This is a genomic window from Nonomuraea angiospora, from assembly GCF_014873145.1.
Lineage (GTDB): Bacteria > Actinomycetota > Actinomycetes > Streptosporangiales > Streptosporangiaceae > Nonomuraea > Nonomuraea angiospora.
On the sequence record NZ_JADBEK010000001.1, the window covers coordinates 639,520 to 654,136 of the forward strand.

The following is a 14,617-nucleotide window of genomic DNA, read 5'->3' on the forward strand; positions in this document are numbered from 1 at the left end:
GGCCGAAAGAGAAGGGATCATGGCGATCCTGCATGCCTCTCAGTGTGGTGGGGGGCGGGAGGGGCTCCGTGCCCCCGCCGCCGTCAGAAGCCCTGGATCCCGAGTGCCTGGGCGAGCTGGGCGAACTGCGACTGTGTAGTGGAGGTCACCTGTTCGGGGGTCATGGTCCCGTTGACCATGTTCGCCAGGTTCACGTAGAAGTCCGGGTTCACCGCGGCGTTCTGCTGCATCGAGCCGGCCGCGTCGTCCAGCGCGGCCGTGGCCTGCTTCACGGCCTCCGGCACCCCGGCGGGAGTCGGTACGGCAGGCTCGATCGACACGGTGCCGGCGGACTTCACGTAGTCGGGGTAGTAGGTCTCCAGCCAGAACCGCAGGAACTGCCGGGCGCCCGCCTCCCGCTTCGGATCTCCGGTCTTGAAGGCGACCAGGGCGTTGTCACCGCCGGGCACCGACGTGGCGATGTTGCCGTCCTTGGAGATCGGGAACCAGCCGATCTCCCGGTCTATGGTCGCCGTGTCCGCCGTCGACTGCATCAGCGACGCGAACGAGGTGAGCTGCAGCACCATCGCCGCCTCGCCCTTGAGCAGGGCCGGGCCGGACTCGGTGTACTTGGAGGTCTTGTCGTCCTGGTTGAACAGACCCTGCTTCACCATGTCCTGGAACTGCCGGACGGCGCCGAGGATCTCCGGATCGGTGAACTTCTCCTTGTTCTGGCTGACCCGCTCCCACAGGCCCTTCTTCGACGCCTCGGCCAGCAGGACCTGCGGCCACCACTGGGTGGGCCACTGGTCGCCGGCGGCGCCGAAGAACGGCGCCACCCCCTTCGCCTTGATCTTCTGGGCGTCGGCGAGCAACTCGCTGAAGTTCTTGGGCGGGCTCGTGATCCCCGCCTTCTGGAACACCGACTTGTTGTAGAAGACACCGAGAACGGAGGGGACGTTGACGAAGGCCGCGTAGTGATGCCCGTTCACCACGCCCAGCTTCTGGATGGCCGGCGTCTGCCTGGCCAGCCACGGCGCGCCGTCCAGGCTCTGCAGGTCGGTGGAGGGCTTGAGCAGCGCGAGCATGCTGCCGGTCGGCTGCCAGGTGGCGAGGTCCGGTTTGGCGCCCGTGGCCAGCTTGGTCGGCGCGTTGGTCTCGTAGACGTCGGGAATGACGACCTTGGTGATCTTCGCTCCGGTCTTGGCCTCGAACGACTTGATGACGTTGTCGGCCATCGCGGCGGTCTGCGTCGACATCCACAGGGTGAGGGTCACCCCCTGCAGGCCGGCGCCCGGGTCAGGCCAGGCCGTGGTGACCGGCCCGGCTGGGGCTGAGGACGTCCCGGGGTTGCCCGCCGAGCAGCCGGCCAGCAGCAGAGCCCCGCACGTGGCGGCGGCCGCCGCGCGGGAAAGGCCTCGCGTCTTCATGGATTCTCCTGGTGTGTGGTGGGAGGTGAGGGCTGCCACGCTGAACGGGATCAGTGCTCCGGCCGCAGGCGGAGCAGGCGTGCGGACGGTCCGGGTACGGCGGGACGGACCGTGAGCCGCGCGGTGGAGGCGTCCCATCGGTGCTGCCAGCCGGGCAGCGTCGCCGGGTACTCGGTCTCCACCCGCAGCCGGCGGCCGCGCAGGCCGGGCAGGTCCACCTGGATGTCGTGCGGCCCGCCGTCGCGTTGCCATACGGCCAGGCGCACCGTGTCACCGGTGCGCAGGCCCAGCGCGACGACATCGTCGGACCAGGCGGGCAGCCCCAGCGGCCAGAACGGCTCGGCCGCGGCGACCTCGGCCCTGATCCGCTTGTGCACGGCAACCCCGTCCGCGACGAGCTCCCGCTCGGCCCGGCTCATCTTGTCGAGATGTCCCGACAGGTAGAGCCGCCCGGCCAGACCGTTGATCATGGTGAAGGCCAGAGCCTCCGGGGGCATCCCCGGCTGCGGGTAGGCCCAGTTGCCTGCCTGCTCGGGGAGCATCGTGGCGGGCGCGGCCGCCGCGATGGCGGCGTAGAGCCGCCAGTCCTGCTGGTCGGAGGTGGACTGGAGCTGGAGGCGGGAGAGCATCGCGTAGTCGGCCCGCATGGCTCCCGAGGCGCAGTTCTCGAAGATCACCTCCGGGTGGCGCCCGAGCAGGTCGTCCAGCCACTCCAGGTGGGCGCGGTTGTGCTCGAGCAGTCCCTCTCCCGGCTGGAGCGCGCCCCGGTCGGTGCCCGGCCCCGGGGTGACGTTGTAGTCGAGCTTGAAGAATCCGGTGCCGTAGTCGTGCACGAGGCGATCGACCACCTCGTCGAGATGCTTCCTGGCGGAGGGGTGGCGCAGGTCGAGGAAGTACCGGCCGTGCTCCACGACCCGCTCGCCGTTCCGGCTCAGGAACGCCTCGTCGGGCAGCATTGCGGCGACAGGGCTGCGCACCCCGACGACCTCCGGCTCCAGCCACAGGCCGGGGCGCATGCCCCTGGCCCTGATGTGGTCGAAGACCCGGGCGAGCCCGCCGTCCGGGAAGCGGCCGGTCGAGGGGCGCCACTCGCCGACGCTGTCCCACCACTTCCCGCCGTCGTCGTACCAGCCCGCGTCGACGCAGAAGTACTCGGCGCCGCTCTCCGCGGCGGCGTCGATGAGAGGCAGCAGGCGCTCGGTGGTCGGGTCGCCCATGAGGGTGTTCATGTAGTCGTTGAAGATGACCGGCAGCGCGTCGCCTGTGGGATGCGCGCGGCGGATCGCCCTCCGCTGCCGGGTGAGGGCGGCCAGCGCTCCCTGGCAACCCTCGTCGGACACGGCGACGGACACGGGGACAGCGACGAAGCTCTCCCCCGGGAGCAGCCGGGTGCTCCACTGGTGGTCGAGGTCGGTGGGGCCGCTCAGCACGAGGGAGACGGCGTTCGCCCCGTCACGGCGGCGGTCCAACTCCCAGCGCCAGGCGCCGTTGTGCTCGATCTGCCAGCCCCATGCCCGGCCGGTGCGGGCGCTCGCCAGGACACCGGTCGGCAGGTATTCGCCCGAGGACCAGGTGCTCTTGCTCACCGCGACGAGCGCGCCCCGGCCGTCGTGCCGGTGCAGTTCGCTGTTGATGTCCGCCAGCCCGTCCGGCCCGGACAACGGGATGGCCGCCCACCTGCCCTCTGCGCACCAGTCGGCGCGCGCCCGCCACAGGACCAGGTCGCCGTCGTCCGCCGTCTCGGGCAGCGCGCCGGAGGCGAAGGACGACACCATCTGCAGAACCCGGGGCGCCGGTCCGGTGTTCGTGACCTCGGTCCAGGTCTGCAGGGCCGGGACATCCGTCCTGGCGCGAAGGACACTGGTCGCCTCCAGCCCGGTCACCTCGTCACGCTGTCTCACCCGCAGTTCCCGCCAGTCGCCGTCCGCCCGCTCGACGGCGTCCACGAACCGGAGCCGCGATCCGGCGGCGGTGTCAGTGAACCGGGTGTTGGACAGTCCCCGGCCTTCCCCCAGAACCATCAGCTCGACCAGCGGCTGCGCCCGGAACGGGGGCACGGCGCTCGGTGCGGGCGACGCGGTCGCGAGCCTCGCGATGCGGGCCGGAGCGTCTTCGGGCCGCTCGAGTACCAGGTCGAGTGAGCCGGGACGCCACTGGATGGTTCTGCTCGTCATCACGTTCCTTAAGCCGGACATACGGTGCGGTTCAGCCATGAAAGCGTTTATCAAGCAATGTGACAAGGGGACCACCGGAAATGCGCTGATAACGCTTTCAACACGAGAGTGTCATGAAGGAACATGACCACGCGTGCGCGGTCCAAGGGTTCCTAGGCCGAGGTCAGCGGGCGGGCGGAGCGGTGCTCTTGCGCACGACCAGGCGCGGGGTCGACCGCGGCGTCGCGACCGGCACCCCTGCCAGCCTGCCGAGCAGGAAGTCGACCGCCATGCGCCCGAGTTCGGCGAAGTCCTGGCTCATCGTGGTCAGCGAAGGAGTCCAGATCTCGGCCAGCGGATGGTCGTCGAAGCCGACGACGCTGACGTCCTCGGGGACCCGCGAGCCCTCGTCCTGCAAGGCCTTGATCACGCCGAAGGCGACCTCATCGTTGCCGCACAGCACCGCGGTGACGTCGCCGCGCCTGGCCAGGCGCGCGCCGGCCTGGAGGCCCGAGCGCGGGGTCCCGTCACTCTCCACGATCTCCGGAACCGGGGCTCCCGCCGCCTCCAGCGCCTCCCGCCAGCCCAGCAGCCGCCCGCTCGGCCGGCCGGAGGCAGGTATCCCCACGTGGTGCACGGTGCGGTGGCCCAGTCCGAGCAGGTAGTTCGTCGCATCCCGCGCGCCGGCGTGGTCGTCGAACAGGGCCCGCGGGACGCTCCTGCCCTGCCCGGCGGAGGACACCGCCGCCACGGGGACCGTGTCGGGCAGTGCCGCCAGCGCCCGGCTGCCCTGGATGTCGAACTCGAGCACGATCATCCCGGCGAGCGGCTGGTCGAGCGCGAGGTCCACGGCCACCCGCGCCGACTCCTCGTCGTCGCCGTCCAGCATCGTCAGGGCGACCACCAGGCCGACCGCGCGGGCGGCTTCCTCGATCCCCCGGATCGCGCTGGCATAACCGTACCGGGTGGTGTCGCTGGTCAGCACGCTGATGATGGAGCGCCGGCCAGTCGCCAGGGCGCGCGCCGCGGCGTTGGGGCGGTATCCCAGCTCCTGGATCGCGCGCAGGACCTGCCTGCGCTTGTCGGCGCTCACCGGCGCGGACCCGCTCAGCACCCGAGACACCGTGGGGACGGACACGCCGGCGACCCTCGCCACGTCCGCGAGGACGGGAGGGCGGGTGTGCGGGCGGCGGGTCACACCGGTAAGCGTACATACCAGGAGGCGAAGGCCTGGACGGGCGGCTCCTGCGGCCGGGCTCGGTGGGCTGCTGCTGGTCGGGGCTGCTGGTGGGCACTCTGCCCGCACGGTCCGCATCCACCGCTCGGCATAGCGGTTCGCCCGCCGCGTCAGCGGCGGCGTCCTCGCCACCGTCACGCCCTCGCCGGTGAGGACTTCGTCGAAGACGGCGGTGAACTTGGTGTCTCGATCGCGGATGACGAAACGGTAGGAGCTGATCCGGTCGCCGAAGTCCATGGGCAGGTTGCGGGCCGTCTGTGCCGTCCAGGCGCCGGTCGGGTGTGCTGAGCATGCGTCCGGTGGGGGAGCGGTCGTCGCCTGGCAGCCCCAGGCAGAGGACGAGCGGGGACAGGTCATCGAGGTGCACGCCGACCGCGGCCCAGGCCGAGCGGCGGGCGTCCGCGCCGCCTTCGCCCGCGTGCGGCAGAGGAGAGGCGCCAGGAAACCGCGGACCGGGCGTTACCAGACGGTCTGTACGGGTCCGTCAAGCTGTGGTGGGCGGGTTCGCACCAGGTCGGTCAGGGCGGTGCCGGTCTCGCGGGTGATGGGGCCGGTGGGTTCGAGGCCGAGGCGGTGCGCGAGATCGGCTGACTGGAGGTGGGCGGTGGCCTCCACCAGGAGTGCGTACATATCGCAGGCGGTGCGGGCGCGCCGCCAGGCCGTCACCAGCACGGCGGCGGCGATCGGCAGGCCGGGCCACCACAGGGCGGCGACGGCGAGGTAGAGCAGGCCCCATCCGGCCAGCGTGGTGGCGCGGGTGAGGGTCTCGCGGGCGGCGATGATCTCCGTGCGGGTGGTGTCCGGGGCGGTGAGCCAGAGGTACGGCCAGACCGTGGCGAGGTCGAGGCCGAGGTCGCGGTTGAGCCGGACGGTGGCGTCGTTGAGCCGGTCGCCCATCCAGGTGGGGCGCGTGGGCGGTTCGGCGGCGATCCGCAAGATCTTCCGGTGGGCGAGTTCGCGCGGGGACGGCAGCGGGCTGGAGAGCGCCGGTCCGGGGCGAGCCGGTATCGGCGGGTTCGCGGCGAGCCGAGCTCGGACATGGGCGGCCGCGGCCTTCTCGCGGGTCTCGTGATAGTTCGATACCGCCTCTGTCCAGCGGCGGTGCCGGCCGCGGGTGCGAAGCGCGGCGAGTTGGCGGAGCGGGGGCGGCCAGCCGGCCCAGTCGGCGGCCAGCCAGAGGCGTTCGACCAGGCTGCCAAGGCTCTGGGCGGTCAGGCCGGCGGTGGCCGCGGCCAGCAGGTACGCGCCGAGGAGGGCGAGTCCCGCCGCCGAGGCGGCATCCGCGTCCACTGTTTCGAGACGGTCGGTCACACGGCGGGCGTCGAACGGGTGGGCATGCCCCAGCGCGTGGGCGGCGGCGAGGGCGGCGACGTACAGCAGGCCCGGCAGGACGAGCAGCGTGAACCAGCGGTCGGCGATCTTCTTGCCGAGCTCGGCGAGCAGTCCGCCCATCTGTTACGGCAACCGTTCGAGCAGCATCGAGGTCTCGTCGATCTCGCACGTGGGCGCGGCCGAAGCACCGGGCTCTGGCCACTGGTAGCGGGCGCAGCGGCGGTGCGGGCACGTGTACAGGGTCTCGGGAGGGGCAGCGGCGGTGATGCCGGCCAGGCGGACGGAGCGAGCGGAGCCGCCGTACACGCCGAGCACGTCCCCGCCTGCCAGCAAGGCCTCGTGCAGGTCGTCGAGAGGCCGTGTGACGTCGCTGCCGTCGCGGATCGCGGCCAGGAGCCGGTCGAGAGGCGCCCGGTCGCCGAGGTGGTCGAGTTGGGCACGCAGGTCGGGAAGGTTGCCGCACACGTACGCGATGGCGGCGCTGACACGCTCAGATAACCCAGCCATTCCGCCCCTCTTGGAACACCACTGTGGAGCCGTACCGAAAGTTAGCATCAGGCATGCGCGAACAGTACCTCGCCGCCGTGCGGGCGCACCTGGAGCGGGTCACCGCGACGAAGGATCTGTCCGCGGTCGTTCACCCGAGTGTGCCGGGCGACCTCCAGCGGCTGGCGGGCCTGCTGCGCGACGGCGACGGCGACACCGAAGCGCGGCTCGCGCTCGGCTGGCTGCACTACTACCGCTATCTCGCCTTGCCCGAAGGACCGGACCGGGACGAGTTGCGGTCGGCCGTCACCGCCCTGCTCGACTGCTTCGTCGTCGGCGTCGAACCCCTGCCCGACCAGCTCCTTCCCATCCTGGCAGACCTCGCGACCTCCTTCGGCGACCAGGTGCTGCGGCACGCGATCGCCTCGAGCGACCCCGACGCCGCGGAGGCCGCCGTCGAGTTGTGGCAGCGCATCACGCTCGCGGCGAGCGACGACGACCCCGAGTGGGAGACGTACTCGTCGAACCTGGGGCTGGCTCTGCGGATCCGATACGACCTGACGGGCCGGCGCGAGGACCTCGACCTGGCCGTCGACATCTTCCGCCATGCTGCCGGCAACGTCCCCGCTGATCACCCCCATCGACCGGAACACCTCAACCGGCTCGGCCGCGCGCTACAGGACCGATCGGCGTCTGCCGAAGATCTGGACGGCGCCGTCGCCGCAGGTCGCGAAGCCGTCGAGCTCGCGCCGCCCGACCACCCCAACCGGCATGCCTACCTCGGTAACCTCGGCAACGCCTGGCGCGCCCGATACGGACTTACGCAGACGCCCGGGGATCTGGACGCGGCGATCGGCACCATCCGGCAAGCCGTACAGGCCGCCCCGGCCCCGGGCCCGGATCGAGCGGGTTACCTGTCCATTCTCGGAGCCCTCCTGGCCACGCGCTACGAACGCTTCCTGCGGCGTGCGGATCTCGACGCGGCTGCCGAGGCGTTGCGCGAGTCGGCCGACACCGGGCCGGATGACGCGTCGCGGCACTACAACCTGGGCGTGGTCCTGTATCGGAGGTTCGAGCGGTCAGGAGAACGGGCCGACCTCGACGGCGCCGTGGACGCCTATCGCCGGGCGACCGACCTCGTCCCCGGCCGGGGCGGATGGCTGAACAACCTCGGCGCCGCGCTGCGGATCCGGTTCGACCGTACGGGAAACTTGGCGGATCTGGAGGCCGCCGTGCGGGCCGGGCGGCAGGCCGCCGAGTTGGAGCCCGTCGATCCGGTGGCGCTGACCAACCTCAGCGTTACGTTGATGACGAGCTTCCGCCGCACCGGGAAGCGCACAGATCTCGACGACGCCGTTGACGTGGCCGACCAGGCCGTGGCCGCCATGCCGCCTGACCTGCCTGGCCGGGCCGGCATCTTGAACAACCTCTGCTTGGCCCTGGTGACACGCGCCGAGCGGACCGGATCCGCCGAGGACCTCGCGCGGGCCGTCACCACGGCGCGGCAAGCCGTCGCCGCCTCACCGCCCGAGGATCCCGACAGGCCGAACCGGCTGGGCAATCTCATGAGCGCCTTGCGCCTGCGATTCGAGCGCACCGGCGACATGGAGGACATCGATGAGGCCGTACGCGCCGGTCAGACCGCCGTGAATGCCGTACGCGAAGACGACGGCGCTCGCGGCGAGCACTTGAGCAATCTCGGCGGCACGCTGCAGCGGCGCTTCGAGCGCACGTCCCGGATGAGCGACTTGGACGCGGCCATCGACGCCGCACGGCGTGCCGTCGAGGTGACCCCCGACGATCACCCCGCCCGGGCCCGGTACCTGGCGAACCTGGGAGTCGCGTGGCACAAGCGGTTCGACGTCACGCGCGCGCCACGCGACGTGGAGACCGCCATTGACGCCCTCCGGCGGGCCATCGAGGCCACGCCCGCGGATCACCCGGAACGGTCCGGCCAGCTGTCGAACCTCGGCAACGCGCTGCGGGCCGCCGACCGGATCGACGACGCCGTCACCGCGTTGCGGGAAGCCGTGGCTCTCACCCCGGTCGATCAGCCGGACCACCCCGGATACCTGTCCAACCTGGGGCATGCGCTGGCGGTGCGGTACTGGCGCACCGGATCAGGAGCGGAGGAGGCGTTGGCGGCCTACCAGGAGGTCGTCGATGATCCGCTCGCCATGCCCGCCATGCGGATCAGAGCCGCCCGGCTCGCCGCCGAGTTGGCCCGCGACCAGTGGCCGGGTCTCGCGGCGGATCTGCTGGAGACGGCGGTCCGCCTGTTGCCGGAGGTCACGCCCCGGCGCCTGCACCGCCGCGATCGCCTGTACCACCTCAGCCTGTTCCGCGGCCTGGCCGACGACGCGGCCGCCCTCGCCTTGGAAGCCGGCGAGCGGACGGGCGATGGGCCGGCGGCCGCGGTGCGGGCCTTGCGGCTGCTGGAGGCTGGGCGGGCGGTGCTGCTCGGACAGTTGCTGGAGACCCGAGGCGACCTGTCCGACCTCGAACGCGACCACCCTTCCCTCGCCGACCGATTCGCCCGTTTACGCGGCGAACTGGACGCCGATCACCTCACCAGGGACGACCGGGTCCGGCTGACGAGCGAGTTCACGGCGCTGGTGGGGGAGATCCGCAGCCGTGACGGCTTCAGGACGTTCATGGCGCCGCCGGAGCCGGAGGACCTGATCGCGGAGGCGAGGTCGGGACCCGTCGTCGTGTTCACCATCAGCAGCTACCGTAGCGACGCCCTCATCCTCACCGGCAGCGGCATCACCTGCCTCCCGCTGCCGCTGCTGGCCGCGAACGCGGTCATCCAGCAGTTCCATACGTTTACCGACGCCTTGAACGAGTCCGCTGACCGGGAGGCGGGCTGGCAGGACCGGGTGGCGGCACAGGACACCCTGCACGAGGTGCTGGAGTGGCTGTGGGACGCCGCCGCCGGGCCAGTGCTGGACGTGCTGGGCCTTGACCGCCTGTCCGGCGCCGATCTGCCGAGGGTGTGGTGGGTCACCGGCGGCATGCTCGGCACGCTCCCCCTGCACGCCGCAGGCCACCACCGCGGCGGCGGGCCGTCGGTCATGGACAGGGTCGTCTCCTCCTACACCCCGACCATCGGAGCACTGCGACACGCCCGCCGCTCCACCAAACCGGGCGTCGGCCGGACGCTGATCGTGGCCATGCCGGAAACGCCGGACCAGGATCCGCTGCCCAACGCCGCCGTCGAGGCCGAGCGGCTCCACGAGCGGATGCCGGACGCGCTGTCACTGACCGGCACTGCGACCAGGGCACAGGTGCTGGCGGCGTTGCCGGAGTGCACGATCGCGCACTTCGCCTGCCACGGCGTGAGCGACCTCGCCGACCCCTCCGAAAGCAGGCTGCTGCTGCGCGACCACGACAGCGCGCCGCTCACCGTCTCCAGCCTGGCCTCCGTCAACCTGGAGCGGGCAGAGCTGGCGTACCTGTCGGCGTGCTCCACGGCACTCATGTCAGTGGTCACGCTCGGCTCGGTCGAGCTCGACCCGGCCTTGCGGGCCGAGCTGCCCGACCTCGCCGCCGCCGTGTTGGCCGTCAACCAGAACGCCGATCTGGTCGACGAGGCCATCCATCTCTCCTCGGCCTTCCAGCTCGCCGGGTTCCGGCATGTCGTCAGCACCCTTTGGGAAATTGACGACGCGGCGGCCGTGCAACTCGCAGACGACTTCTACGCCGGGTTGCGCGGTGATGCCGGGAGTTCGGCGCGTGCTTTGCACGACGCCGTGCGGGCACTGCGCGACAGGCGCCCGCGCCTGCCCTCCCTCTGGGCCTCTTACCTGCACGCGGGAGCGTAGCCGATCATGAGAGCTTTCTGGTGGTCTCTCTTCCGTGCTGAACAGGGCGCGCCGGCCGTCCGCGAGATGGCGGCACGCCAACCCGTCGCCGTCAGGGTGTCGTGCAACCGGCGCAGATCCCGCATGCGGGTCTCGTACGTCGCCTCGACCACCATGCGCAGCAGCCCGCATCGGGCTCCGGCGAACAGCACCGCCGGCGCCAGCATGCCGAGCGCCGGCGACCGCCGCCATTCCGTGCCCGAGTAGACCACCACCAGGCTGGACAAGGGTGGGACTGGTGCGGCCGGTGCCTGTTGTAGTGGATCAGGTACTCGTGGAGCAGGACGGCCAGGTGGTGTTCGTTGAGGATCAGGATGCGGTCCAGGAGTTCGTGGCGCAGGGTGCCGATGACGCGCTCGCAGACGGCGTTCATCCTCGGCGTTCGCGGCGGCGTTGTGCGGTCACCCAGGTCCATGGCGAGGTTGCGGGCCTGCTGCACCGTCCACGCTCCGGTCGGGTGCGGGGTCACTCCGGCCAGGTGCAGTCGCCGGATCGATACCCGCCGCGTGCCTTTGCTTACGCGCTACAAGATTGCGGTGCCAGCGCAAGATTGTCGCCGCTGTGCCATGAACGGGTATGAAGCGCACCTCTACCAGCTCCCGCCCGAGATGGACGACGGCTGGAGCCCGCACTCCAGCGGCTCACAGTTGGTCGGCCAGCCGCCGGGCCGCGACCTGTACGATGTCCCACGCGGTGGCGAACGGCGGCGCGTAGGACAAGTCAGACCAGGCTAAGTCGTCAACGGTCGCGCCGTGCCACAACGCGGTGGCAACGGTGTCGATACGTTTGCCGGCGCCACGCCCGCCAACGATCTGCGCGCCCATCAGCCGATGATCCGACCGCGCTGCCAGCAACTTCACCGCGACCGGGTCGGCTTCGCTCATGTAGCCGCTGGCCGTGCTGCCTTCGGTGACCAGGGAGGTCACCTCGATGCCTGCGGCGGCTGCCTCACGCTCATTCAGGCCGGTGCGGGCGATCTCCAAGTAGGTCGGGCCCTCAGCGAATCGGGTGATCGCAGTGCCCAGCACGCCGCCGAACCGCAGCGCGCCTGGTGTGACGAGGTTGGTGCCGACGATCCGGCCCTGTTTGTTGGCATGGGTGCCGAGCGGCATGTAGGTCCACGTGCCGGTGAGCCGATGCCGGGTCTCGCAGCAATCACCGGCCGCCCAGATCCCGTCGGCCAGGCTCCCGTCCGGCTCGGGTCGCAAACCGCCAGTTGGGCCGCTCGGCAACTTGTCGAGGTCAAGGTAACCGGTGTTCGGCGTGACCCCCAGCGCCAGCACGACCAAGTCCGCCGGATAGCGCTCGCCTTCTGCGGTGTACACGCCACGCACTCGTCCGTCCGCCACGTCCAGCCGCACGACCGGTGAGCCGACCACGACCCGGACTCCCGCCTCGTGCATCCCCTTCTCGATCCGAGCGGACAGGTCCGGGTCCAGGGAACTCATCACCCGAGTCCGGGTGATCACGGTGACCTCGCAGCCACGCCTCCTGGCGGCCTCGGCCATCTCGACGCCGATGTAGCCGCCGCCGGCGACGACCACCCGGCCACTGCCCTTGGGCAGTCTCATGAGCAGGTCCAACCAGGCAGCGCCGTCGGTGAGCGTTTTGACCGGCGCGACGCCGGCATACCGTTGCCCTGTGCCGGGGTGGACGGCCCAGTCCGGCACCACGGCCGACGCACCGGTCGCGATCACCAGCTCGTCGTAGCCCAACACCTGCTCACCGTCGGCATCCCGGTAGGTGACGGTGCGGGCCTGTCGGTCGATCCCGGTCGCGGTGGCGCCGAGCCGCAGGTCGATCCCGGCTGCCCGGTGCTCCTCGGCGGTGCGGGCCACCAGGACGTTGCCACTGGACACGTCTCCGGCGACCCAGTAGGGGATGCCACAGGCGGAGTACGACGTATCGCCGGTCGCCTCCAGCGCGGTCACAGCCAGCTTGGTCCCGGCCGCCCGGATCGCCTGGTGCGCCGCACTCATCCCTGCTGCATCGGCTCCAATGACCAGCAGACGGGTGGCGCTCACCGGGTCACGTCAATCGAGGGCATGGTTTGGAGCCTATCCAGCTCCGGACGGAGGCGGAGCCCTCGAGAGAAGCAGTGTGCTGACCTGCGGCGATGTCTACCGGGGAGCCTGCGCCGTTGGCCGTGGCGATCGGCTCGCCGACCGGGAGATCAGCCTGGTGTGCTGTTCGCGCTCGCTGGCGAGTCGTGGAGCCCACACAGGTTCTCCACCCGAAGCGGACGCGGGCTCCTCGCGGTAGAAGATGTCGATGTCGACCTCTTCACCGCCCATGACCACTGTGTCCCACGCGTCGCTGATGACCAGGATGCGCAGAGTCTCAGCCGACAGCCGGCCGAGGTGGGCACGCAGGGCGGCGTCGTCGGGCAGGCCGGAGACGCGCTGCGACAGGCGGCCCCGGACGATCCCGAGCCGGTTCATCAGTGTGTCGATGTCCGCCGCGACCTGCGCGTCGGAACTCGGAGCGGCCTGCGCGCCGGCGCAGCCCTTGGCGATGTTGTCCTTGATGGCACGGGTGACGCCGTCCTTGTCGGTAGCGACCATCGCCTGCCAGGCACGGCTCTTGTGCCGGTACTGGAGCATCGCCATGGCTGCCTCGTGGCGGATGAAGTCCGCGTCGCGGAAGGCCCGCCCGCGCCAGGCCTGGCTGAGCGACCGGGCCAGGGAGATGGCCGAGGCCAGCCCGCTGTTGAGCCCGCGCCCCGGCCAGAAGTGGATGGCGTTGGCGGCGTCGCCGAGCAGGAAGCCGTAGGTGCCCGGAGTGGCGGACGTAGGGGCGTGCAGGCGCGCGGTGAAGCGCGGCCGCTGCACCATGTCGAGCCGGAAGGCGGTGACGGCGCTGAGGTTGTACTCGGCCACGCCGAACATCGCCAGCCCTTCCTTCACCCGCCGCCACAGGGCGGACCCTTTGATCAGGGCGGGCAGGAACAAGGTGCCGTGAGTGGAGCAGTGGAAGTCTCCGTCGTCGGTGCGGCCCATCATGCACGGGCTGGCGGCGACACACTCCTCGAACACGCGACGGACGGGATCGATGCCGATGACCTCCTCGGCCTCCTCGTCGGTGAGTCGCATGTTGAGGAAACCCTCGCCGCCCAGGGCGTTGAGCAGGTAGCGGTTCTGGGCCACGGTCAGCAGGACCGACATGGCGTCAGGCAGGTCGGACTTGACGCGTAAGCCCAGCACGACATCCTGCAGGTGCCTGCCGTTCAGGGAGTAGATCGAGCTGTCGGCGATGCCGAACTTGCCGGTGAAATGCTCCCGCGTGCGCGAACGGCCACCCTCGCAGATGGCTAGCACATGATCCTGCTTCGCGCTGTCGCCATGCTCGTCGGGATCGAAGCGCGTGGGGACGAGCCGGATGCGGTCGGACTTCTCGCCGGCCATCTCCAGGAGCGTGTCCTCGATGTAGGCGATGCGGAGGTTACGCGGGGCTTGTCCTCGGATGGAGTCGGGGCCGGGCGGCCACATCTCGGAGTACGCCCCGGGCTTGAACAGCCGAGCCTGCACCGGGCCGGGGAGGTTCAGGTACTGGCGGCTCTGAACCGTGACGACCTGCTGGCGCCGTACATTTCCCTGGTCTTGCCCTTTCCACGCGACCTGAGCACCATCCTGGGTCCAGCGGCCGTCGTAAACAGTGACGACGACCCGTGATCCCATGAGGTGCTCCAGGAGGAGCGCGAAGCTCAGCCCGACAGGCCCACCGCCGGAGACGGTCACCCGGAGTACCGGCCCCGGATCGACCGATGGGGCGGATCCCTTCCCCTGCGGCAGCGGGGACGCGCCGTAGACCGTCGCGACGTCGTCGGAGGGCAGGAAGCGGAACTGCTCGTCGCCGATCGTGATCAGGTCGCCCGGTTGGAGCACCTGTGAGGTGACGCGCCTGCCGTTGACCAGCGTTCCGTTTCGGCTTCCCAGGTCGTACAGGATGTAACGCCCTGCCTCGTGGCGTATCTCGGCGTGGCGGCGCGAAGCTCGCTCGCTGGAGAGCACCACGCCGCAGTCTTGCCTGCGGCCGAAGGTGGTCGGCGTGTCACCGAGCGGGAAGTGGCGGTCGGTGAGGGGGCCGTCGTGTCCGACGATGGAAGGGGGCATGATGCCTTCCTTATCGTGACAGGAG

9 protein-coding genes and 1 pseudogene are annotated in these 14,617 nt (G+C 70.7%); 1 reads left to right on the forward strand and 9 read right to left on the reverse strand.

Annotated elements, in window-relative coordinates:
- Positions 1 to 83: 83 nt before the first annotated feature.
- The 5 genes from H4W80_RS02860 to H4W80_RS02880 all read right to left on the reverse strand — a co-directional run bounded on the left by H4W80_RS02860 (position 84) and on the right by H4W80_RS02880 (position 6,638).
- Positions 84 to 1,409, reverse strand: a complete 1,326-nt coding sequence (locus H4W80_RS02860) for an ABC transporter substrate-binding protein (protein ID WP_192783623.1) — start codon at positions 1,407 to 1,409, stop codon at positions 84 to 86.
- Between the two features lie 50 nt (positions 1,410 to 1,459).
- A complete protein-coding gene (locus H4W80_RS02865) occupies positions 1,460 to 3,583 on the reverse strand; it encodes a glycoside hydrolase family 36 protein (RefSeq protein WP_192783624.1) in 2,124 nt (707 codons plus the stop codon).
- A 163-nt stretch (positions 3,584 to 3,746) separates the two neighbouring features.
- Positions 3,747 to 4,760, reverse strand: a complete 1,014-nt coding sequence (locus H4W80_RS02870) for a LacI family DNA-binding transcriptional regulator (protein WP_318786673.1) — start codon at positions 4,758 to 4,760, stop codon at positions 3,747 to 3,749.
- Between the two features lie 498 nt (positions 4,761 to 5,258).
- Positions 5,259 to 6,251 (reverse strand): hypothetical protein, encoded by a 993-nt coding sequence (locus tag H4W80_RS02875; protein ID WP_192783625.1) that lies wholly within the window; start codon positions 6,249 to 6,251, stop codon positions 5,259 to 5,261.
- A gap of 3 nt (positions 6,252 to 6,254) precedes the next feature.
- Complete coding sequence (locus tag H4W80_RS02880; protein WP_192783626.1) at positions 6,255 to 6,638, reverse strand: hypothetical protein; 384 nt, start codon at positions 6,636 to 6,638, stop codon at positions 6,255 to 6,257.
- Between the two features lie 53 nt (positions 6,639 to 6,691).
- Here H4W80_RS02880 and H4W80_RS02885 point away from each other — a divergent pair, with 53 nt between their 5' ends.
- On the forward strand, positions 6,692 to 10,441 hold the full coding sequence (locus tag H4W80_RS02885; RefSeq protein ID WP_192783627.1) for a CHAT domain-containing tetratricopeptide repeat protein: 3,750 nt from the start codon (positions 6,692 to 6,694) through the stop codon (positions 10,439 to 10,441).
- On the opposite strand, the gene H4W80_RS60120 is transcribed toward H4W80_RS02885, so the two are convergent.
- The 4 genes and pseudogenes from H4W80_RS60120 to H4W80_RS02900 all read right to left on the reverse strand — a co-directional run bounded on the left by H4W80_RS60120 (position 10,420) and on the right by H4W80_RS02900 (position 14,592).
- Positions 10,420 to 10,707, reverse strand: coding sequence for a hypothetical protein (locus H4W80_RS60120; RefSeq protein ID WP_225966523.1), 288 nt, complete (start codon positions 10,705 to 10,707; stop codon positions 10,420 to 10,422). The two genes, H4W80_RS02885 and H4W80_RS60120, sit on opposite strands and share 22 nt — an antisense overlap.
- Positions 10,708 to 10,721: 14 nt before the next feature.
- Positions 10,722 to 10,895: pseudogene (locus H4W80_RS64355) on the reverse strand (integrase core domain-containing protein); the annotation flags it as partial.
- A gap of 226 nt (positions 10,896 to 11,121) precedes the next feature.
- Positions 11,122 to 12,504, reverse strand: coding sequence for an FAD-dependent oxidoreductase (locus H4W80_RS02895; RefSeq protein ID WP_192783628.1), 1,383 nt, complete (start codon positions 12,502 to 12,504; stop codon positions 11,122 to 11,124).
- A gap of 96 nt (positions 12,505 to 12,600) precedes the next feature.
- Complete coding sequence (locus tag H4W80_RS02900; RefSeq protein ID WP_192783629.1) at positions 12,601 to 14,592, reverse strand: FHA domain-containing protein; 1,992 nt, start codon at positions 14,590 to 14,592, stop codon at positions 12,601 to 12,603.
- Positions 14,593 to 14,617 lie beyond the last annotated feature (25 nt).